Consider the following 22,469-nt stretch of genomic DNA (forward strand, 5'->3'; position numbering starts at 1 on the left):
GATGCTATGATTGTCAAATTTTTAGTGTTTCCAAACCCAATCTGAGGCCTGCAGTGAGCAAGCAGCTGTTTAAATCCACCGCAATCGTTAGCAGTATGACCATGATTTCGCGGATCATGGGTTTTGTAAGAGACATGCTATTTGCCAACATTTTCGGCGTTAACGCGGCAACCGATGCGTTTTTCGTGGCCTTCAGAATTCCGAACTTTCTACGCCGCTTATTCATGGAAGGCGCGTTCGCGCAGGCATTTGTGCCGACCCTGGCCGATTATAACGAAAAAGGTAGCCGCGAGGCATTGCAACTGTTTATCGACCGCACTGCCGGCACGTTGGCAGTCTTGTTGATGCTATTCACAGTGGCGGGCGTCATTGCCGCCCCATTGCTAATCCTGCTTTTTGCGCCGGGCTTTCTGTGGGAAGGCGGCCAGTACGAACTGGCTGTGCAGATGCTGCGCATCACCTTCCCGTATTTGTTCTTCGTTACACTGGTTGCATTCGCCGGTGCGATTTTGAACGCACACGGTAAATTCGCAATTCCGGCCCTGACCCCAGTATTTCTGAATATTTGCATGATAGGCGCTGCGGTATGGATTTCGCCGCTTATGGAGCAACCGATCATGGCGCTGGCGTGGGGCGTATTCGCAGCCGGCGTGGTGCAACTGCTGTTTCAAATTCCCGCACTAGCAAGGCTCCGCTTGCTGCCTAGGCCGCGCTGGGGTTACCAAGATCCGGCAGTGAAACGCATGCTAAAACAGATGCTACCCGCCATTTTTGGGGTATCCGTGGTGCAAGTTAATTTACTATTTGGCACTTTGGTCGCTTCCTTTTTGACATCTGGCAGCGTTTCCTGGTTGTATTATTCGGATCGACTGGTGGAGTTTCCGCTCGGGATTTTGGGTGTAGCGTTAGCGACAGTAATTTTACCCAGACTATCTGAAAATCATGCCGCCGACGATGCGATGGCCTTTTCCAAAGCTTTGGACTGGGGCTTGAAATTGGTGTTATTGATCGGCCTACCAGCCACCCTGGGCTTGACACTGCTAGCCGAACCCTTGTTATCGACACTATTTCAATATAACGAATTCGGCAGCGACGATGTGCGGATGTCCGGTAAAAGCCTGATGGCTTATGCACTAGGCTTATTGGCATTTATGTTGATCAAGATCTTGGTTCCAGGCTTCACCTCGCGCCAGGACACGCAAACGCCGATGCGTTTTGGCATGTATTCCATCGTCGCGAATATCGTGTTGAGCCTATTGCTGGCATTTCCCTTCGCGCATGCCGGCATCGCCCTGGCAACGACTTTGTCGGCATACCTAAACGCGCTACTCCTGTTGCTTAGACTGCTAAAAACCCGAACATACCGTCCCAGCGAACAATGGCTGTCATACATTCTGCGGATTGTGGCAGCCAACGCAGTTATGTCAGGGTTCTTGTATTATTTTGTCGATGCCACGCTTTGGCTGGATTGGAACGCCTCGCAACGAGGATTGCATCTGGGAATGACAATCGGATTGGCAATATTGATTTATAGTTTGACGCTAGTATTGTTGGGCATCCGGCCCCGACATATCGGCTTGCAAAAATCCGTAACGACTTGAGATTCTCTGCGACGCCACCATTGTCATGTAGAATGCTCCGCAAACAGCGGTTTCCGTAACGATTCAACATAATAATCAGTAAGCTATGAAAACAAAAACAATCGGTTTTATTGGTGGCGGCAACATGGCGACCAGTCTAATCAGCGGCTTGATTGCCAGCGGTCATTCACCGCAGCAGATCTGGGTATCGGATACCGCGCCCGCCACCTTGCAGGCTCACGCCGATCAACTTCACGTGAATACTACCGCCAGTAATGAGACAGTCGTTAACGAAGTCGAAGTGGTGGTGTTGGCAGTTAAACCGCAAATACTGCGTGACGTTGCTTTGCAAATCGCCCCCTGTCTGAAGCAAAAAAATGTGCTGGTAGTATCGATTGCCGCCGGCATTTCCCAGCAAAGCCTGTCGAAATGGCTAGGCAGCGATGTGGCTATCGTGCGCTGCATGCCTAATACGCCAGCACTGGTACAAACCGGCGCAACAGCATTGCACGCCAACGCGAATGTAGACGACGAACAAAAAGATCTAGCCGAAAATATTCTGCGCGCAGTCGGTTTGGCGCTGTGGGTAAACGACGAAAACCAACTCGACGCCGTGACTGCGGTATCGGGCAGCGGGCCGGCTTATTTTTTTCTGCTGATGGAAGCGATGGAAAAAGCTGCCCTGGAATTGGGCCTGGACGAACGCTCCGCGAGACTGCTGATTCAGCAAACAGCACTGGGCGCCGCCAAAATTGCGCTGGAATCGTCCGAATCGCCCGCCCAATTGCGCGCCAGAGTTACCTCTCCGGGCGGTACGACTCAACAAGCTATCGAAACATTTATCCAAAACGGTTTTGTCGAACTGGTTGCCAAAGCCTTACATGCCGCAAAAGACCGTTCGATTGAAATGTCAAAACAACTGGGAGCCGACTAATGGGCAGTAATTATATGACCGACCCGATAGTGTTCCTGATCGACACCCTGTTTTCGTTGTATATTTTGGCGGTGGCATTGCGCTTTTTGTTGCAATGGACCCAGGCCGATTTTTACAACCCGGTATCGCAATTTCTGGTGAAAATCACCCACCCGCCATTACGGATTTTACGCCGTTTTATTCCTTCCATCGGCCGCATAGATAGCTCTTCCCTAGTGCTGGCGTTGTTGCTGCAAATAGTCGCCAACTTTTCGATACTGGCTATTAAAGGCTTATCGGTCAGTTTTGTGGCATTGACGCTATTGTCGTTTACCGACTTATTGAAAATGTTGATCGATATTTTCGTTTACGCCATTTTTGCCGGCGCCATCCTGAGCTGGTTCGCACCAGGCAGTTATGGCTCCGCCTCGTCGATTTTGTACAGTTTGACCGATCCGCTGTTGAATGTGTGCCGCAAGGTTTTACCCGACCTGGGCGGGATAGACTTATCGCCGCTGGTGGCGCTGGTATTGTTGCAACTGGCAAAAATGATGATTTTGCCGCCCCTGCATCAATTGGTTAGCCTACTGGGTTAGGCCTCGGCTGGTATTGTCATGCGACATATCACCTTCAAACGAACATCATTTGTCGCTCTAGCTTTGCTATTGGCAATGGGCGAGCCGGCATATGCAAAAAAAATGTATCGTTGGGTGGATGAAAACGGTAACGTCTATTTCTCCGATCAAGTGCCACCCGACCAGGTAAAGCACAAACGGGAAACATTGAGCGAGAAAGCCCGCGTGCTCGATGTGCTGGAAAAAGCCAAAACCGCCGAGCAAATCGCTCAACAAAAACGGCTGGATGCACTACGTAAGGAACAGGAAAAGATCATTGCCAGGCAAAATGCCAATGACAAGGTGCTGTTAAGCACGTTTCGTAGCATCGACGATATGAATAAAGCCTTGAGTAATAAAATGGCGTCCTTCGATGCCGGGCAAAAAGTGATTGAAGGCAATATCGAACGCATTCAGCAGCAATTGCAGCAGCAACAGCAACAAGCCGCCAATCTTGAGCGTGGCGGCAGCAAGATCCCACCGAAATTACTGGCGGATATTGCCGCCAGCAAACAACAGATAGAAGCGGGCAAACAAGAACTTTTGCGTCACCAACAAGACAGACAAAACAGCGAAAAAGAATTCAAAGCCGACATAGCCCGCTTTCAATTCCTCACCCAAGCCAACAGCAACGACGGAAAACCGGTCAACGGCGACAGCTTAGCGGCCAGTAACGCCAGCAACGAGCTAGGCCTGTTTGTTTGTCAAGACGCCGGGCAATGCGAAAAAGCCTGGAAAATCGCCGGCGAGTTTGTCGCGACTCACTCCACCACCGGTCAAGACGTGGAAAGCGAGAAGCTGATCATGCGCGCAGCGCCACAGAAAGACGATGATTTAAGCTTGTCGGTATCGCTGCTGGAGCGTAACAACACGTTGCAGATATTTCTGGATATCCGCTGCCGCCAATCCAGTATGGGCAACGAATTATGTTCAGGAGCAAAGGCGCAGAGCATTCGCCAGGCCTTTGCCCCTTTTATTCAATCCAGCTTAGCGGCGCAGCAATAAAGTACCGACGCCCTGATCGGTGAACAGTTCCAGCAACACCGCATGCTCGACCCGCCCGTCAATGATATGCACACTGGTCACGCCGCCCTTCAACGCATCAGTACCGCAGCGGGTTTTCGGAATCATTCCCCCGGAAATAGTGCCGTCAGCGATCAGATTATCAATATCGGTTAAGGTCAGGCCAGTCAGCAAATTACCCTGTCTGTCCATAATGCCTGGGATATTGGTCAACAACATCAGTTTTTCGGCTTTTAATACTTCCGCAACCTTGCCGGCCACCAGATCCGCATTGATATTGTAGGAGTGCCCATCCTTACCCACGCCAATCGGCGCGATCACCGGAATAAAGTCGCTGTTACCCAACATCTCCACTACCGCAGGATCGATGCTACTGACTTCGCCGACATGGCCCAGATCGATAATTTCCGGCGCATCCTCCATGGTCGCACCGGCCTTGGTCATATTGATCTTGCGGGCGTGGATGAAATTTCCGTCCTTACCGGTCAGCCCCACGGCCTTCCCGCCCTGCATATTGATCATATTCACGATCTCTTTATTCACCAGGCCACCCAGCACCATTTCCACTACATCCATGGTTTCGCTGTCGGTAACGCGCATGCCGTCGATAAACTCGGAGGTTTTTCCCAAGCGTTTTAACAAGTCGCCAATTTGCGGACCACCGCCGTGCACCACGATGGGATTAATACCCACCAACTTCATCAAGACGATGTCACGAGCGAAACTGTGTTTCAACGCATCGTCGACCATCGCATTGCCGCCGAATTTAATCACAACGGTTTTGCCCTTGAATTTTTGAATATAAGGCAAGGCTTCGATAAGAACGTGGGCAATCTGGTGCGCGTTTTTTTCTTTCATGATCGCTAACAATTAAAAAGGGAGTTTGATGTCGGGTTTGATTTGCAGCATCAGCTGCCTGAATTGAGTTTGAATACGCTGCATCGCGTCCTGGCTATCCGCCTCGAAACGTACGGTCAATACCGGCGTAGTATTGGAGGCCCTCACCAGCCCCCAGCCGTCGGCAAATTCGACACGCATACCGTCGATATTGATAATCTTGCCATCTTTGAATTTGGCCTGGCTAAATAGCTGCTCCACAAAGCGAACGCCCTCGCCTTCGGCCATCGGCACATGCAGCTCCGGCGTGTTGATACTATCCGGCAGTTCGGCAAATACATCGCTGCTACTACGCATATCGCCAGACAAAATTTCGATCAACCGCGCCGCCGCATACAATGCATCGTCGAAACCAAACCAACGGTCATTAAAGAAAATATGCCCGCTCATCTCGCCTGCCAGTGCCGCTGCGGTTTCCTTGAGCTTGGCTTTCATCAGGGAATGACCGCTTTTCCACATCAAGGGCCGCCCGCCGCGCTTAACGATTTGATCGTGCAAATGCCGCGAGCATTTCACGTCATAAATAATTTCCGCTCCCGGTTTATTCGCCAGCACATCGCGGGCATACAGCATCATTTGCCGATCCGGCCAAATGATTTTGCCGCCGGAGTCGACCACACCAATCCGGTCGCCGTCGCCGTCGAAGGCTACGCCAATATCCGCCTGGTAATGCTGCACGGCCTTGATCAGATCGGCCAGATTTTCCGGCTTGCTGGGATCGGGATGATGATTGGGGAAGTTGCCGTCAATCTCACAATACAACTCGATCACTTCACAACCCATGGTACGCAACAAGATTGGCGCCAACTGTCCGGCTGCACCGTTGCCGCAATCGACAGCCACTTTCATCGGTCTGACCAAATGCACGTCGTCGGAAATCATGCCGATATATTCGTTACTGAATAGGCTGTTTAGCTCGATAGATCCAGGCGCACCTTCGCTAAAATCGCCGGCTTCGATACGTTTTTTTATCTGCTGGATCTTGTCGCCGGATAAGGTTTCGCCGTTCAAAACCAGTTTAAGGCCGTTGTAGTCAGCCGGGTTGTGGCTACCGGTAATCATCACACCACTGCGGCCTTCGCTGTGCTGGGTGACAAAATACAGCAGTGGCGTCGGCACCAGGCCGATGTTCAACACATCGCAACCCGCTTCGGTGATGCCTTTTGCCAAGGCATCCGCCAACCCCGGACTGGATAACCGGCCATCTCTGCCCATGACGATAGTCTTGATATTCAACTGCCTGGCCTCGCTACCCAAAGCCCGACCGATATTTCGCACAGTTTCCGAGGTCAATCCCTTGCCGACGATACCGCGAATATCATAAGTGCGGAAAATATCGGCAAATGACTCCCCCGCCGTCGGCACGGCAGCGGGCATCGCTACGGGTGCCGATTTCTCGGCGGGAGCCGCCGCACTAAGCGGCACCTGCTCGGCCATGCTGATAGGCACCGTGCCCAGATTCACCGGCACACTGGCATATTGTTCGGCTGTTTTAGGTGACTCTTCGATAAAATCGATGTCGAACGACTCGTCGAAAAAGTCATATTCACCCACTTCGTCAGGTGCTTTATTCGGAGTTTTTTCTTGTTCCAAAATGCGTTTGAACTGCGCCAAAGTCGAAATAATCGGCCGCATTTCATCGAGCTGCACCGGATAGTGACCAACCTGCTTGCCGGTCATCATGTCCTTGGCGGCTTTTAAAATACTGCTTTGATCGTGGTGCAGATAATCGGCCAATTTACGATAACCGATAAAAAACGCCAGACAACCCAACAAGGCGGGGATCAGGATAATACAGGAAAATAAAATGATGTCGCCGGCACTGGTGCCGCCACCGATCGAGAGCTCCAACGACCATCGGCTGTTAGTCAGCGGCATCACTTGCGGCTCGTCGTCCTTCAACTCCGCCATACCGACACTGGCCAATACGGCCTGCTCTTGCTTGATCTCCACATAGCCATTACTGACGGTAGTCTTGGTAATCAGCTGTTGCAACAAATCCGGCTTTAAACTGACCAAAATCACGCCGATTACCTGCTGGTTTTGACTGACCGCAGCCGTCATTGCCAAATGCCGATGCTCGCCCTCGCCTTGCACGAAGGGCTTTTGCTTGGCGGTGAGCGTGGCGCGCACCATCTCCAGATCGGCAAAGCCCATATTCGGCACTTGGGTAAGGTCCGGTTCGCTGACCGTGGCCGGCAGCAAACGCACACGCATCGCTTGCGGAATCGTGTTCTGCAGCCTGATAGCGACGTTATCCAGCGCCGCTTGATTGTGACTATCGCTGGCAAGTAGCGCCACCACATCCGGCGCCTGCGCCAGACCATCGATAACCCGCTGTAAAGTCTCGATCTGACTAACGATGCTGACCGTCATACCGCTGGCAATCGCCGTGGTACTGGTTTGCTGGGTTTCCCTAACCTGAGCTGCCGAAAACCAATAGGCGCCGCCGCCGGCCAATAACACCATCAGCGCCGCGATGCCGGCAACTATGCTAAATATGCGTCCCATCCGTCGCGGCTCCGCTTAGTGCCGGCCGCTGTGCCCAAAACCGCCGCTGCCGCGATGGCTTTCGTCGAACTCGGCCACACACTCAAACTCGGCCTGCACCACCGGCACAAACACCATTTGCGCAATGCGCTCGCCTATCTCGACGGTAAAAGCGCTATTGCCGCGATTCCAGCAAGAAATAAAAATCTGTCCCTGATAATCCGAGTCGATCAAGCCCACCAAATTACCCAGCACGATGCCGTGCTTATGCCCTAGTCCCGAGCGCGGCAGCAATACCGCCGCCAAATGCGGATCGTCGATATGAATAGCAAGACCGGTGGGTATCAAGGCCGTTTCGCCGGGTTGCAAGGTCAAAGCCTGATCAAGGCAAGCGCGCAAATCCAGTCCCGCAGAGCCATGGGTAGCGTAGGCGGGCAAAGCAATCTCCTGGCCCAGGCGCGGATCAAGAATTTTTAACTGGATTTTTTTCATGCAATTTCTCGGCTATCAATTTAAGCAGCTGTGCGGCTAAGGTATGTTTATCGGTCATCGGCAGGATTTGTTGACCGCCCGGCCAAAATACTTGCAAGGCGTTGCGATCACTCTCGAAACCGCCTTCGGCCTGCCCCACCCAATTCGCGGCGATCAGATCCAGGTTTTTGCTTTGCAGCTTGTGTTTGGCGTAATTTTCCAGATCGTCGGTTTCTGCGGCAAATCCCACCACCAAGGGTTTTGGTTGCAAACCAGCCACAGCGGCGATGATATCCGGATTTTTTACCAAGGCTATATTGCTGGTGTCGCCATCCTTTTTTATCTTGCCATCAGCCAGTTGTTGCGGCCGGTAATCCGCTACCGCCGCCGCACCAATGTAAATATCCGCCATCCGGCAATGCACCATCACCGCATCATACATTTGCAAGGCGGTTTCCACCGGAATAAGTTTGACTCCGGCCGGTACGCTTAGATTCACCGGACCGCTGACCAGTGTCACACTAGCGCCTGCTGACAGGGCTGCGCCCGCCAAGGCATAACCCATTTTGCCTGAGCTACGGTTGGTGAGGTAACGCACGGGATCAAGCGGCTCGCGGGTCGGTCCGGCACTGATCACTATATCGATGCCCTTGAGCAAACCGGACTGCCCATATTCCAGCACTTGCCGACAAATCTCGGCCGGCTCGACCATGCGTCCCAAGCCTTGCTCGCCGCAAGCCTGCTCGCCGACAGCTGGACCAATGCAATGAATGCCGTGGCTTTGCAATCTGGCAATGTTCTCTTGGGTTACCGGTTTACGCCACATCGCCTGGTTCATCGCCGGCGCAACGAATACCGGACATTCGGCCGCAAGATACAAGGTGGATAGCAAATCATCCGCCAAACCGTGGGCCATTTTCGCCAGCGTATCGGCGGTCGCCGGCGCAATCAGCAATAGGTCGGCCCAGCGCGCCAAATGAATATGGCTCATGGCCTGTTCCTGCTCGACATCCAGCAAATCGCTATGCACGGCATGGCCGCTCAAGGCCTGAAAGGTCAGCGGCGTGACAAACTGACGGGCGGCGGCGGTCATCACCACGCGAACTTCATGGCCTTGCTTACGCAACAAGCGCACCAGTTCCGCCGCTTTATAAGCCGCGATACCACCGCAAACCCCCAACAAAATTCGCTTGTTAATGTTCATGCCCCAAAAAGATCAGTTCTTGGAATTATGGCAAACTCGACCTTTGATGTATAGGAACAGCTTATTTTGCAATCAGTCCATGCCGCCGAGACTTAAACCGTGGATTTTACAGTTGCCTCACTTAAAACCTGCCTCCCGTTTTGAACCTTTTAGCCGCCACACGGAATACACCGCGAAATAAGTTGCGCCGTTGAAAGAGGCAAATAGCACGACCTAATAGGATTCGCGCGGCTTATTCAACAAAACCCTGATTACTTATAGAGACAGATTTTAAAAGGCAAAACCATGAAAATTACGCGTATTCCCCTGATCGCCCTTAGTTTGAGCGGAGCGCTTGTGATACCCGCCGCACAAGCTTCCAATATATCCTTAAACAGTAACACCTGGACGGCAAGCGGCGCAGCAGGGCTGATTTACGGGGACAACACGGTCAATAATTCACCGACGGGAAACGCTCAGTTCGGTTACGTGTCGACATCTGGCGGTGTCTATGATGTTTCGCCTTTGGTTCTGAGAGATGAAGGACGCGGCACCGAGAACCAAACCAATGGCTCGAAAATTCAATCGAATGCTTTCAATGCCAATGCAAATGACACTTTGACTTTACAATTCAATTACATTTCAACCGATGGTCGCGGTTACGACGACTATGCCTGGGCACGCTTGGTCAATGCGGATACTAACAATACAGCCGCCTGGTTGTTTACAGCGCGCAGCACCAATTCCGCTAACGGGAATGTCGTACCGGGTAATGTGTTGAACCGTCAGGTAGATAACAACTTACCGGATGAACTCGATGCCGTATTGAATGACGGTAACACCATTGGCTTTGCTGTAGCTGGCACAAATTGGACCCCATTGGGTGGCTCAAGCGGCGTTTGCTGGGATAACGCCAACACCTGTGGCCCGACCGGCTGGATTAAGTCTGCTTACTCGTTCACCGCAACGGGATCGTATTTTCTTGAGTTTGGGGTAATCAATTGGGGCGACGAAGCGTTTGACACTGCACTCGCTTTTGATTTTGGCGGACTACAGCAAGTGAATTTCAGCGGTGTCACAATAGTACCGCCACCAGCGGCTGTACCTCTGCCTGGCGGCTTCCTGCTGATGTCTTTGGGCATGGGCTTAATGAGCGTACTGTCTGGCAAAAATAAATTTACCAGACAGTCCTGAAATAATCGGCGGCAAGTTTGAAATCCGCAACAGACAAATTGGATACTTACTTTGGCGAATAGCACAGTCGCTCCGGGCGAATACGTACCGCCGATAGACGGTCCCCCGGTGAAAAAACAGGGGGCCGAGAACCAGGAGCTAAATCAGGCGCCGCGCCTAAGAAGCCGCCACAACCACATCAAAAACAACAGTTTAAATCGCCGTAAACTCAACCCTGTGATATATTCGCGCCACGCTCACCTGCCCATATGGGCAATATAGCCTCAGCAAAACAGAGGGTATAGTGCGGACAACCTTGAAGCAGTTCCGGTAAAGCTAACACCCTCAGCGGCGCCGGAACTATTTCAAGGTTTGCCAGCATCCCGCGGGATGCAATCAAGCGCAATTGCACGGAAACTCGGCCATATGGGCGATCAAGCACTTGCAATGTATACGGTAGCTGGAAGCTTGGAGGATTGACACTTCGATCCTTTTCCGGCCGGGTTTGGAAGAGCCTAGTCTCAGCAATACAGAACGAGAATTTTATGAACTTGAAACGCCAATCGCTACTTGCCATGTGCTTAGGCTTCGCCGCCCAAATCGGCAACGCCCAGGATGCTGCACCAGTTAATCTGGAACAAATCCGCAAGACCGCTGCCGATTTCGAACACGGTCGCACTGTCAAACAAGATTACCGTCAAGCATTTGATATGTACTGCAAAGCCGCGCTGCAAGGCGATGCAGAATCGGCTTACAGCATCGGATTTATGTACTTCAACGGCCGCGGCCTAACCCGTAGCATTCCGCTAGCCAGTCATTGGTTTAAATTAGCCGCAGAGCATGGCGACACGCATGCGCAACAAATGCTGACCCGTTTTGGCGATGTCAACCCCAGTGAAGACCCAGCCTGCCAACCACCGGCACCGGAACCTGAAGTTAAACTGGTTGCCGAACCCAATCCTAAGCGCGAACTGGTCGAAGCCTGGGTTAAAGAGATTGCGCCGATTTACAGCATCGATCCGCAACTGATCATGGCGGTGATTCAAGCCGAATCGGCTTTCAACCCCAGCGCACTGTCCGGCAAAAATGCCCAAGGTCTGATGCAGTTGATACCGGCAACCGCAGAACGCTTTGGGGTAAAAGACAGCTGGAATCCGATTCAAAACATCAAAGGCGGCACCGCCTACCTGCATTGGCTGTTGAGGCATTTCGAAGGCAAAGTAGATCTGGTACTGGCCGCCTATAATGCCGGCGAAGGTGCGGTGGAGCGCTATCAAGGCATCCCGCCGTATCAGGAAACCCGCAATTATGTTAAGCAAATTCTGGCGGCGTATCAAAAACCAACCCATCCGGTACCGCCGCAAGAACTGCAAAAAAACTTGGTTATCGAACAAAAAACCTAAATTATCGCCAATTCACCTACGCTACCCAAGCTTAGGAATACGGTATTTCGTAATATTGACGAAATACCGTCTGCACTTAGCCCCAACACCTCGCATTATCCAGCTCCTCTCCCCTTTTTTCATTCCTCCTAAACGCCTTCAACAACAGGCAGTTAGCCGACAACAACATTAAAACCAGCGCGTCTGGCACAAGAATTGACCGTGTTAAGCCAACAAACCTCGGTTAACGAGCTTTCCGGCCACTCAATTCATAAAGGTTATTGTCATGAAAATTGATAATTCGATCTTATTCATCGCGGCGTTGACTGCCATCGATTCAGCAGCTGCCCTAATGGAGGTGCTGTGATGAATAGCCGAATCAGACACCAGCCCGAGAAGCAAAGCCTTATCTCATCGGTTGTCGCCCAACGCTGGCTCAGCCAAACTCCAGAATGCGAAAGCAACAGCGAATGCTGTCAGTTAGAGCAATCCCGTGCGGAGATTGTCGGATTGGAACGCGCATTGGCGATTAGTCAACAGCAGTTGGCCGATGCCCGCCGACAAATCGAATCGCTTGCCGCGACACGCAAAACCTTGGAACAGCAGCTGCTGGAAAGTAACGAGAATTACAGACACGCCCTGCATTGCGCACATCACGACGAGTTAACCGGCTTACCCAATCGCGTTTTGTTGCTAGATAGACTGCAACAAGCCATGGCCCAAGCGGATCGTCAGCAACGGCCGGTCGCACTATTGTTTATCGATCTGGACGAATTCAAAAACATCAACGACGAACTCGGCCACGCGGCCGGCGACCAATTACTCAAAGAAGTGGCGGGGCGTTTGTCGGCTTGTCTTCGCTGCGGCGACACTGCTTGCCGCTACGGCGGCGACGAATTTTTGGTGCTGCTTGGCGAAATCGATGCTGACCGCAGCGTGGCGGCGGTGATAGAAAAAATCCAGTCGCAATTGGCAGAAGCTTGCAGCATTAATGGCAAAACGGTTGCTATCAGCGCCAGCATAGGCGCGGCCATCTATCACCACGACGGCCAAAGCAGTCTCGACTTACTAAACCGAGCCGATAGCGCGATGTACCGGGCGAAAAAACTGAAACTCTCGCAAGAAATTGAATGACCTCGGAAAATAGGATTAGCGGCGGCTGCTATGCGACGTTTTATAGCGGCCGACGCTAGCCAGAATTTCCTGCCGCGCATCTTCGATACCGCCCCAACCTTCCACGCAGACCCATTTGCCTTCCTCCAGGTCTTTGTAGTGTTGGAAAAAGTGGGTGATTTTGGCCAGCTTGTCCGGTTGCAAATCCTTGTAATCGGCAACGTGATTGTAAAACGGTGTCAAGCGCGATACCGGCACCGCCAGCAGTTTAGGATCAGGGCCGGCTTCGTCTATCATCTTTAGTACCCCTACCGGCCGGCAATTGATCACACAACCGCTTAGCAAAGGTGCCGGAGTGATGATCATTACATCCACCGGATCGCCATCCTCGGACAAGGTTTGCGGGATGTAACCGTAATTGCAGGGATATTGCATGGCGGTGCCCATGAAGCGGTCCACTGTTAGAGCGCCGGTATGTTTATCCACCTCGTATTTGACCGGATCGCTGAAGGCGGGAATCTCGACCACCACATTTATTTCAAACGGAATATTGCCACCAGCAGCAACTTGCATGAATGACATCGAATCCTCTTTGAGTACGCTGGAAACGCTGTCATTATAGCCGCCGTTATTAAGCTATCGGGATTAAATCAAGTGTTAGGCAGTCTGCAAAAAATGACCAGCGCGTTGGCCGAGCCAGTGCAATACCGCTTGCCGGTCGGCGCACAAGCAATCGAATTGAACCCGCTGCTGGGCAAACAACTGTCGTTACGCTACACCGGCCAGATTTTTTGCGTCCATTGCGCGAAAAAAACCAATAAAAGCTTCAATCAAGGCTACTGCTACCCCTGTTTCATCAAGCTGGCGCAATGCGATATGTGCATCATGAAACCGGAAACCTGCCACTACGCTGCCGGTACTTGCCGCGAACCCAGTTGGGGCGAGGAGTTTTGCTTTCAACCGCATATTGTTTATCTGGCGAACTCTTCCGGAATTAAGGTCGGCATCACCCGCCAATCGCAAACCCCAACCCGCTGGATCGATCAAGGCGCGGTGCAAGCCTTACCCATTTTTAAGGTCGTTTCCCGCCATCTGTCGGGTTTGATCGAAGTCACCTTGGCGCAACATGTCAGCGATAAAACCAGCTGGCAACAAATGTTGAAGAACAACACCGTGCCCTTGGATCTGGCTGTAATCCGCGATCAATTGCTGAAAGAATGCGCGGATCAGTTGCAAGGCATCGCCGCGCAATTTCCCGACAGCCCGCCGCAATTGCTCAGCGATGCCGAATCCCTGACGCTGGACTATCCGGTGCAGCAATACCCTAGCAAGGTAAAATCGTTTAATTTTGACAAAGAACCGCTGGTGTCCGGCATCTTGGAAGGCATCAAAGGCCAGTATTTGATCTTCGACAACGGCGTGATCAATATCCGCAAATTTGCCGGCTACGAAGTAGAAGTGTCGTTATGAGACAGATAAACCTTGCTCAATTACTTGCACCCGTTGGGTAATCCCGCAGAGCAAGGTATAAGGAATAGTGTCGGCATGGCGGGCGATTTCCTCGACCGGCAGTCCATCGCCCCACAAAGTGACGGGGTCGCCGGGTTGCGCATCCCGCTGACTATTCAAATCCACGGTAATCATATCCATAGACACTCTGCCGATCAGCGACATCCGCCTACCATTAACCAGTACCGGCGCGCCGCTTTTGGTGTGGCGATGATAGCCATCGCCGTAGCCGATGGAAACCACCCCCAAGCGCGTCGCGACCTGGCATTGCCAGGTGCTGCTGTAACCCACCGTTTCCCCGACCGCCACATCCTTTACCGCAATCAACCTTGAATGCAGACTCATCACCGGTTTTAACCCAAAATCCGCACCGGTCTTGCCGGCAAACGGCGAGCAGCCATATAACATCAGCCCTGGCCTCACCCAATCGCTAGCTCTATCCTGAGTTGAACCGAAACGGACGTTGGGCCAACCGATAATCCCGGCAGAATTAGCGATGCTGCATTCGCCGGGATAGTCTTTTACCGCGTCGTTGAACAAATCGATTTGCCGGCGGGTTTTGTCGTCCAGCAAGTCGTCTGCGTTGGCAAAATGGGTGATCAGATTGATCGGTTGCTCGACTAGCGCGCAGCCCAATAACTGCTGATAAGCAGCGCTGAAGTCCGCGCCCTTAAAACCCAGGCGGTTCATGCCGGTGTCCATTTTCAGCCAGACGGCAAGCTTGCCTTCGGAGTCGGCTTGCTGTTGCAAAATAGCGATTTGCTGGGGAGTGTGGATCACCGCCGCCAATTGATACTTCAACAACTGCAACAACTCATCGACGCAGACAAAGCCTTGCAACACGGTGATGGCTTGTTTAAATCCGGCTTGCCGCAGCCTGACGCCCTCGTCCACCCTGGCGACGGCAAAGCCGTCCGCCAAGTCCAAAGCGGTGGCTACCCGCGTCATGCCGTGGCCGTAGCCGTTGGCCTTGATCACCGCCATGATTTTTTTGTCCGGCGCGTAACGCTTCACTTGCGCCAAATTGTGGCGCACGGCGTCCAAATCCAGATGCACAAAAGCCGCAGGCGTCATTCATAATCCTCGGGGCCGTTATAGACGCCGGCAAAGTTTTCGAAGCGGGTGTATTGGCCCAGGAAAGTCAGCCGCACCGTCCCCAAAGGGCCGTTCCGCTGCTTGCCGATAATCACCTCGGCGATGCCTTTGTCCGGGCTGTCTTCGTGATAGACCTCGTCCCTATAGACGAAGATGATCAAATCGGCGTCCTGCTCGATCGCGCCGGACTCACGCAGATCGGACATCACCGGCCGCTTGTTGGGGCGTTGCTCCAGATTACGATTGAGCTGAGACAGTGCAATCACCGGTACATTGAGCTCTTTGGCCAGCGCCTTCAAGCCGCGGGAAATATCAGAAATCTGTTGCACCCGGTTATCGCCGCTGGCCGGCGATTGCATCAACTGCAAATAATCCAGCACGATCAAGCCCAGCTGACCGTGTTCGCGGGTCAAACGGCGGGCGCGCGAACGCACTTCGGTCGGCGTCAAGGCTGGCGTGTCGTCGATAAACATCTTGGTTTCCGCGAGCAGGTTGATCGCTGAGGTCAGGCGCGGCCAATCGTCGTCGTCCAATTTGCCGGTACGGACTTTGTGCTGGTCAATGCGGCCCAGCGACGACATCATCCGCATCGCCAATGATTCGCCCGGCATCTCCATACTGAATACCGCGACCGGCATGCCGCTTTTCAGCGCGACGTTTTCAGCCATATTCATCGCGATAGTGGTTTTACCCATCGACGGTCGGCCGGCGACAATGATCAAATCGGCGGGCTGCAAACCCGAGGTTTTTTCGTCCAGATCGGTGAAGCCGGTGCTGGCGCCGGTGATGTCGCCATCGAGTTCGTAGAGGGTTTCGATTTTATCCACGGCTTTGGCCAGCAAGGATTTGATCGAGCTAAACCCACCCTGCCCGCGCTGCCGCTGCTCGGCGATTTCGAATACCTTGCGTTCCGCATTTTCGAGCAAATCGGCGGTCTCGCGGCCTTCGGTGGTAAATGCCGAATCGGAAATTTCGGTACCGACATGGATTAGTTGCCGTAAAACCGAGCGATCACGGACGATGTTGGCGTAGGCCACGATATTCGCAGCGCTGGGCGTATCTCGCGCCAGCATACTTAAATAAGCCAAACCGCCCACATCTTGCAACTCACCGGTAGTTTCCAGCACCTCTGACAAGGTCACCACGTCGAACGGATCTTGCTTCTCTGCCAACTGGGCTATAGCACGGAAAATCAATCGATGATCACGGCGATAAAAGTCTGTCTCCACCACTTTGTCGGCGACCGAATCCCAGGTTTGGTTATCCAGCATCAAGCCGCCCAGCACCGACTGCTCGGCCTGAATGGAATGCGGCGGTACTTTTAGGGATTCGACGGCTTGGTCGGGGGTGAAATAGTAGTCTTCGGACATGGCGAACAGCGGTTGCAAACAATAGCGGCGGATTATACCCGGCTATGCGGTAATCGCGGCAGCGTCGATTTCTTTACCGAATGCCGGTAAACCAGACAAATCAACTCTACATGTCATCAAGCCACAGAATTAACTCACTAGTTATCGATTGCCTAATTACCTTATATTTCGTACCATAAATTTTGGCGTCTATCCTGGCTTTTATCGGCTTGTTGCCGGCCATGACGCTTCGCTCCATCCTCTTTTCTTAAAATAATTCTAACTATCCGCCTGCCCTACCCGGCTAACCGACACCATAAACGGGTTGCGGCAAATTGTATTTCTTGACTCCCTAAAGGAGGTTTCTATGAACGGAATTAAACGCAAAACCCTATCTGCCACTGCATGCTTGCTGGCTTTGTCGACACCTGCCGCCAGCCAAGCTGAAACCGGGAATCTAGTGTTGTGGAACAAATTGGGCAGTGATGCTGAGATTGCGAATAGCGAAGTGGGGCCTGGAGGCCAAAAAACAGCTGGGCATTTCGCACCAGGCCCTTTTGCTAATTTTGGTCAGTCTTTTGTGAATGACGTTGGGAACTCAAACGAGTTTGCCCTAACTTTTCCTGCCACATCCGTTGTGTCAAAAAGTAAGGGAACAATAGAATTCTGGGCAAAACTCAGTAATTTCCCAAGTAATTTTTTTGATGCAGTGACTATGATTTTTTACGTGCCACCACCTAATTTTCCGATATTTCACTGGAGAATTGGTTTTGGGTCTAATAACGGTTGCGGCGGCTTCGGTTTTTACGGGACAGTGGGGGTTGCGACTGACGGCTATTGTAATGGGTTAGTCGACACTGCAACCCAATCCGGAACATTAGATAGCATTCTTGGTAACCGTTCAGCCTGGCACCATTATGCGATGGTATGGAATGAAACAGGTATTGCGCAATTTGGTGGACGTAAGCTTTATCTTTATCTTGATGGAAACCTTGTCACAACACAGCGCTACCATGATGCCTCGCCATGGGGTGCCATACCTGATGGCTCACGCCTTGCTCTCGCCTACTTTTACAATATCTCAGGCGCGAGTGTTGCGATTGACAATTTAATTATTTGGGACGATGTTAAAACTGATTTTTCTGACCGGTTCATAGAAAACCCAGTGGTTTGTGGAGTAGGTGAACTTCCTGAGTTGTTTGCATCTATAACCGCTAAATCGGGTACTCAAATAGAACGCCGATGGACTATCACCCTATCAAACAAGAGCGGATGTATCGCCGAGAATACCCAGATCGACGGCTTAACCCTTGCACAAACCTCCGGAGCCACTTGTACCCCAGTCATTACAAGTCCCTTATCTTTTCCGTTAGGCGTCGGCAACATCCAGGCAGGGGCTAAAGTGAGCGGCACCACCACAATCAATTTTAGCGGCTGCCCAAATAGCGCCAGATTTAAAGCTGTCATCCCCTTTAGCAGCAATAACGGCGAAGTAACCGGATCAAAAACCTTGACCAACCAATTCCGCTAGACCTTATTAAGGAGATATTCTCATGATCAAACAACTTATCCTGTTAGCCAGTTTGCTGTTTATTCTTCCCTCTAGCCAAGCCGCAACCTCCTTACAATTAGAGCCGACAAACGGCTTAATCGAAGGCGTTGCAGGCGATACCGTGGGCTGGGGCTTCCTGCTCACCAACACGCAAAACTACCTAGTCGTGACCGGTGCGGAATTTCAGTCCTCAACCTCCTCAGGCGTATTCACGGACTTTATCAGCGCACCCGACAATTTCTTCGTTGTAGGACCGGGCTTTGGCGCCAGCACCGTCTGGGGACAAACGTTCGATGCCGCCAGCCAAACCGGCATCGGTAGTTTTAGAATTGCCGACAACGCCGCGCAAGGCACTGTGTTCGGCCAAATTGTACTGACTTACGATTTATTCGCCCGCAGCCCGTTTAATCCCTTGTTCGATCCGGACACCGACACCCTGTCCAACGGTAATTTATTAACCGCAAATGCCTCGATCAAAATCAATACCGTGCCGTTACCTGAGGCCGCCTGGTTGTTTGGCGCGGCATTGGCGGGATTGGGATTTGTCGGACCACGCCGCATCTGAAATACGAGGACTCAAGATAAACACCGCCTGCAAAATTGAGGCGGTGTTTTCGCAAAATATTCTCCACAGCAAGGCAATCGGGAGCATTCATTAAATGCTTGTGCTTAAGACGCACCCATACAAGTTCTGCAACCATTCGAATTCACCGCAGCATCTTTAAGCAAATGAGCGAGCAATTCGCTCTTTTGATGCCGCTATTCAGCTCTGTTAGGTTTTCATCCCGCTCAACAGCGGACTCGGGAGGGCAGTAATCCATACAGACCTAAGCGTTCTCGCCAATCCAATCGCTCCGTCCAAACCGTCCGCCATGACAAAATTGTCATGGCACGAACGGACAATTAAACACAGTTACATACCTGGATACACTGATCACCAGCTGATTTGCCGCACACATCCTGTTCTGCGTCCAATCGCCTCCGATAAATTTCCATTCATTACTTCTGAGTACTTGCCATGAAAACGCTATTGACTGCTTCCATCCTATTATCTTCGGCCCTGCTCACTTCCTCCGCCTTTGCGTCCAATGGGTTTGAACATGAACACGACAACGATTCCAGACACGGTGGCTGCGGCAACCAAGCGTCTTGCGATTTAGAAAAATTGAGTCTGACTTTATCCGGCGGCAGCAACGGCACGCTAATTTCGAAAGCAGATAGCGATACCAGCAATAATAGCTACACCCTTAACTTCGACTATCAACTGGACACCACCTTTATCAATAACGCTCTACTGAAAATATGGTTGCGTGATGACTCAACATCGGCGGACGATTCCAACTCAAATGGCCTGATAAAAGATAGAAACGAATACGCCCGTATTACATCGATTAACGGCTCCAACGTTTCCACAAGCTGGACCGAAGTCGATGGCTACAAACAATATATTAGTTTGGATGTTAGCGATTTTCTTTCCAAAACCGGCTTCGCCTCATTGACGGCCGTATTGGGCGTGAAGGATTCTGGTAGCAAAGATTATTTTTTCAAAGCGGCAGAGCTCTATGTTGAATATTGCCTAGACAACAATGGCGGTGGTCCAATTACCTCGGTACCGGTTCCTGCCGCAGCCTGGCTGATGGGTTCCGGCTTACTCGGTTTGATGGGCTTTAATACCAGAAAACAACGCCAAGCGTAATCAGCGGTTTAGTTCGCTGTCGCTAAAAGCCGGAGGCGTGTATTGATGCCTTCGGCTTTTGTGTTTTCGGCTGCGAGCGAATATTTTTACAAGGCCCAGACCTATATGTCGCGGACAAGCACAGTGCTTTGGCGGCCGGTTTAAGCCATTGATCAATTGCCTTGCGCCAGTTCGTAATAAACGTCCGCATTCTCGATCAACTTAGCAACCACCTCGCCATCCAATACGCCTTCAGCCACGCGTTGCCGCAGATGCTCGATAATGTCCGCCAATAACATACCCTCGCGATAGGGGCGGGACTGCGCCAAGGCCTGAAAAATATCAGCGACGCTGATAATCCGACACTCCAACTCCAAAGACTTGCCGATAGTCTTGAACGGATAGCCTTCGCCACGCAGATTTTCGTGGTGCAAGCCAGCCCATTGCGGAATCTTAGAGTCGGTAAATACCCGCTGCAAAATTCGGTAAGTATCGTAACTGTGCCGCTGCATGCAGGCCCGTTCTTCAGGGGTCAGGCTACCCGGTTTGTCGATGATGTCTTCGGAAACCCGCAATTTGCCAAGATCGTGCAATAAACCAGCAATTTCCACCTGCTCCAGATCGCAACCAGTCACCCCCAAATCCAATGCCAATTGCCTGGAGATTTGCGCAACCCGTTCAGAATGCTGCTCGGTGTACGGGCTTTTCGCATCCACCACTCGCGAAAATAGCCGCGCCATTTCCCGCAGCGAAGGATAAGCCAAGTCTACCGTCGGCAAGTCGCGCCCCAATTCGCGTAAATCCTCATCCAAATAATCCGGATCCATCGCCAGCCAAAACGCCTGGCTTTTCGCCAGTTCCGCAAACGCAGCCAACAGCTCAGGCGCAAACAGCGATCCCGAATAGCTCAGTAATCGCTCCATTATTTTGGGCGCGGCCACCAGAATTTGTTCGCTGGCCAAATACGGGACTTGCAACACATCAATCCGATCAGCCAGAAACAACAGATTGGCACGCAACCGCACCCGAGGCGCCAGCGGCAACTCAACTAATTGCTCCCAGCGCGTGTGATGGTAGCGAATCTCCTCTGCCAGATAGGCCAGCGGTGGGCAGGCTTGTAAGTATTCCGCGCCGCGTAAGCAATGCGCCTCGGCGCCGTCCCACTCCAACGATTCGGTCAAATGCCTATGCTCGCGAACCTTCGCCACCCCGCAATCGTGCAGCATGCCGGCATATAAAATGCTCAATCTATCGACAGCTGACCAATCGAGCTTACCGGCAATATGCCAAGCCATCATCGCGACCCGCTTGCCGTGTTTCACTTCGTCGATACCGACTAAATCCAGCGCACAACTCAGGGAGATGATGGAGCGGTGCAAATCGATATGTTGACTATCCATTAGGCTGGACTCCAGATTGAAGGTGTTAGTACGATGCTATCGTACTTTGAAAAGATCGGCAAAGCATCGCAAACATTCCCACTCGTTAACCAAGATAACAAGCTACAACTTCGCGCAGCTCTCTTATATGCCTCGCATGACAGCGCCATGCCAGCCTGCCAAAACTGTCGCAACATCTGCCCCGGCTGTCAGCTGCTTAACTGAAAAATTACTACCAAATCACATTTAAATAATTGATTGGATTAATTTAAATTAAGTTGGCACCACTAATGCTTGAATAGAGTGACGCACTATGCAACCCAATCGATTGCAAGCGAATCACTTATCTTTCAGCCACTGACAAAAAGGAATCGACATGAATTCTGGAATGCCGAAAATGCCCTTATCCGGATTAATCCTGATTTTAGCCTTATTCACTCAAGCCGCCGAGTCGGCAACAGTGATCGATAATTTTGCCAACCGTCAATCCACCACTAACACCGTCAACGGCCCAGTTAATGTATCCGGATCAAATCTAAGTAATTTGCAACGAACATTAAATTCCAGCCCTACCCCAGGCGGTACCACCAGAATTTTTGTGGAAGATGGCTTGTTGACGGTCGGTAACAGTAGCAATTCAACCGGTACCGCCAGCATCTTTTACAATTTCGCTGCCGTCGACTTTACTGCTTTCGCTAACGCAATACTGCTAACGACCGAATCTAGCGATGCCAGTTACCAAATTCAAATGATCGCCAACGGCACTTCGATGCTAAGTTTTCAGAATTTGGCCAGCGTTGCGATCGGTTCGCCCAGCACTATTAGATTCGACTTCTCACAATTCTCGAATCCCGCGGCTTTCAAGAATCTAAACAGTCTGGAGCTGAAATTGCGGGGTACCAATGCCGCTTGGGACGCTGACTTCAGCCAGTTATCAACGGTCCCCGAACCTTCCGTCACCGCTTTATTGATCATAGGCGCTTTGGGCATTACCGTAGGCAAACGCCAAAAATTAGTAGCCGTTTAACGCCTGCCGTCAAAATCTTCTGATTTCCAAATTTCAATTCTGAT

Annotated in this window: 20 protein-coding genes; 12 read left to right on the top strand and 8 right to left on the bottom strand. The window is 51.7% G+C overall.

Annotated features, from left to right (window positions below; translation table 11 throughout):
• Positions 1 to 53: 53 nt before the first annotated feature.
• The 4 genes from murJ to G006_RS0111770 all read left to right on the top strand — a co-directional run bounded on the left by murJ (position 54) and on the right by G006_RS0111770 (position 4,112).
• Positions 54 to 1,601, top strand: coding sequence for a murein biosynthesis integral membrane protein MurJ (murJ, locus tag G006_RS0111755; RefSeq protein WP_026146999.1), 1,548 nt, complete (start codon positions 54 to 56; stop codon positions 1,599 to 1,601).
• An 85-nt stretch (positions 1,602 to 1,686) separates the two neighbouring features.
• Positions 1,687 to 2,514, top strand: coding sequence for a pyrroline-5-carboxylate reductase (proC, locus tag G006_RS0111760; RefSeq protein WP_020483386.1), 828 nt, complete (start codon positions 1,687 to 1,689; stop codon positions 2,512 to 2,514).
• Entirely contained in the window at positions 2,514 to 3,089 is a 576-nt protein-coding gene (locus tag G006_RS0111765; RefSeq protein ID WP_020483387.1) for a YggT family protein, read from the top strand. The genes proC and G006_RS0111765 overlap by 1 nt, the downstream gene beginning before the upstream one ends.
• An 18-nt stretch (positions 3,090 to 3,107) precedes the next feature.
• Positions 3,108 to 4,112, top strand: coding sequence for a DUF4124 domain-containing protein (locus G006_RS0111770; RefSeq protein ID WP_081607929.1), 1,005 nt, complete (start codon positions 3,108 to 3,110; stop codon positions 4,110 to 4,112).
• Here the strand turns inward: G006_RS0111770 and argB are convergent.
• Genes argB through coaBC form a run of 4 tightly spaced genes read right to left on the bottom strand, consistent with a single transcriptional unit; the run spans position 4,095 to position 9,192 of the window.
• Complete coding sequence (gene argB / locus G006_RS0111775) at positions 4,095 to 4,988, bottom strand: acetylglutamate kinase (protein ID WP_026147001.1); 894 nt, start codon at positions 4,986 to 4,988, stop codon at positions 4,095 to 4,097. The genes G006_RS0111770 and argB overlap by 18 nt on opposite strands.
• Before the next feature lie 12 nt (positions 4,989 to 5,000).
• Positions 5,001 to 7,538 carry a phosphomannomutase/phosphoglucomutase gene (locus G006_RS0111780; protein WP_020483390.1) on the bottom strand — a complete coding sequence of 846 codons (2,538 nt, stop codon included), beginning with the start codon at positions 7,536 to 7,538 and terminating at the stop codon, positions 5,001 to 5,003.
• 15 nt (positions 7,539 to 7,553) lie between these two features.
• Entirely contained in the window at positions 7,554 to 8,009 is a 456-nt protein-coding gene (dut, locus tag G006_RS0111785) for a dUTP diphosphatase (protein ID WP_020483391.1), read from the bottom strand.
• Positions 7,981 to 9,192 carry a bifunctional phosphopantothenoylcysteine decarboxylase/phosphopantothenate--cysteine ligase CoaBC gene (gene coaBC / locus G006_RS0111790; protein WP_020483392.1) on the bottom strand — a complete coding sequence of 404 codons (1,212 nt, stop codon included), beginning with the start codon at positions 9,190 to 9,192 and terminating at the stop codon, positions 7,981 to 7,983. Before coaBC ends, dut begins: the two co-directional genes overlap by 29 nt.
• A gap of 285 nt (positions 9,193 to 9,477) precedes the next feature.
• Between coaBC and G006_RS0111795 the strand changes: the two genes are divergently transcribed.
• The 3 genes from G006_RS0111795 (at position 9,478) to G006_RS27090 (ending at position 12,860) form a co-directional block, all read left to right on the top strand.
• The gene (locus G006_RS0111795; RefSeq protein WP_020483393.1) at positions 9,478 to 10,365 is read left to right on the top strand and encodes an NF038132 family protein; all 888 of its coding nucleotides are present in this window, start codon (positions 9,478 to 9,480) and stop codon (positions 10,363 to 10,365) included.
• A 524-nt stretch (positions 10,366 to 10,889) separates the two neighbouring features.
• Entirely contained in the window at positions 10,890 to 11,747 is an 858-nt protein-coding gene (locus tag G006_RS0111800) for a transglycosylase SLT domain-containing protein (protein ID WP_026147002.1), read from the top strand.
• A 345-nt stretch (positions 11,748 to 12,092) separates the two neighbouring features.
• The gene (locus G006_RS27090) at positions 12,093 to 12,860 is read left to right on the top strand and encodes a GGDEF domain-containing protein (protein ID WP_020483396.1); all 768 of its coding nucleotides are present in this window, start codon (positions 12,093 to 12,095) and stop codon (positions 12,858 to 12,860) included.
• 15 nt (positions 12,861 to 12,875) lie between these two features.
• Here the strand turns inward: G006_RS27090 and ppa are convergent, their stop codons facing one another.
• A complete protein-coding gene (ppa, locus tag G006_RS0111815; protein ID WP_020483397.1) occupies positions 12,876 to 13,421 on the bottom strand; it encodes an inorganic diphosphatase in 546 nt (181 codons plus the stop codon).
• Between the two features lie 72 nt (positions 13,422 to 13,493).
• Between ppa and G006_RS0111820 the strand changes: the two genes are divergently transcribed.
• Entirely contained in the window at positions 13,494 to 14,309 is an 816-nt protein-coding gene (locus tag G006_RS0111820) for a DUF2797 domain-containing protein (protein ID WP_020483398.1), read from the top strand.
• Here G006_RS0111820 and alr read toward each other — a convergent pair.
• Positions 14,304 to 15,422 carry an alanine racemase gene (gene alr / locus G006_RS0111825; protein ID WP_020483399.1) on the bottom strand — a complete coding sequence of 373 codons (1,119 nt, stop codon included), beginning with the start codon at positions 15,420 to 15,422 and terminating at the stop codon, positions 14,304 to 14,306. The genes G006_RS0111820 and alr overlap by 6 nt on opposite strands.
• On the bottom strand, positions 15,419 to 16,813 hold the full coding sequence (gene dnaB, locus G006_RS0111830; protein WP_026147003.1) for a replicative DNA helicase: 1,395 nt from the start codon (positions 16,811 to 16,813) through the stop codon (positions 15,419 to 15,421). Before dnaB ends, alr begins: the two co-directional genes overlap by 4 nt.
• Before the next feature lie 346 nt (positions 16,814 to 17,159).
• On the opposite strand from dnaB, the gene G006_RS0111840 reads away from it, so the two are divergent.
• The 3 genes from G006_RS0111840 (at position 17,160) to G006_RS28850 (ending at position 20,040) form a co-directional block, all read left to right on the top strand.
• Entirely contained in the window at positions 17,160 to 18,323 is a 1,164-nt protein-coding gene (locus tag G006_RS0111840) for a LamG-like jellyroll fold domain-containing protein (protein WP_020483402.1), read from the top strand.
• 22 nt (positions 18,324 to 18,345) lie between these two features.
• Complete coding sequence (locus G006_RS0111845; protein ID WP_020483403.1) at positions 18,346 to 18,909, top strand: VPLPA-CTERM sorting domain-containing protein; 564 nt, start codon at positions 18,346 to 18,348, stop codon at positions 18,907 to 18,909.
• A gap of 453 nt (positions 18,910 to 19,362) precedes the next feature.
• On the top strand, positions 19,363 to 20,040 hold the full coding sequence (locus tag G006_RS28850; RefSeq protein WP_020483404.1) for a VPLPA-CTERM sorting domain-containing protein: 678 nt from the start codon (positions 19,363 to 19,365) through the stop codon (positions 20,038 to 20,040).
• A 152-nt stretch (positions 20,041 to 20,192) separates the two neighbouring features.
• Here G006_RS28850 and G006_RS0111855 read toward each other — a convergent pair whose 3' ends face one another.
• Entirely contained in the window at positions 20,193 to 21,419 is a 1,227-nt protein-coding gene (locus G006_RS0111855) for an HD-GYP domain-containing protein (protein WP_020483405.1), read from the bottom strand.
• A gap of 355 nt (positions 21,420 to 21,774) precedes the next feature.
• Here G006_RS0111855 and G006_RS0111860 point away from each other — a divergent pair, with 355 nt between their 5' ends.
• A complete protein-coding gene (locus G006_RS0111860) occupies positions 21,775 to 22,425 on the top strand; it encodes a PEP-CTERM sorting domain-containing protein (RefSeq protein WP_081607930.1) in 651 nt (216 codons plus the stop codon).
• Positions 22,426 to 22,469: the final 44 nt, after the last annotated feature.

The organism is Methylomonas sp. MK1 (assembly GCF_000365425.1).
Taxonomy (GTDB): Bacteria; Pseudomonadota; Gammaproteobacteria; order Methylococcales; family Methylomonadaceae; genus Methylomonas.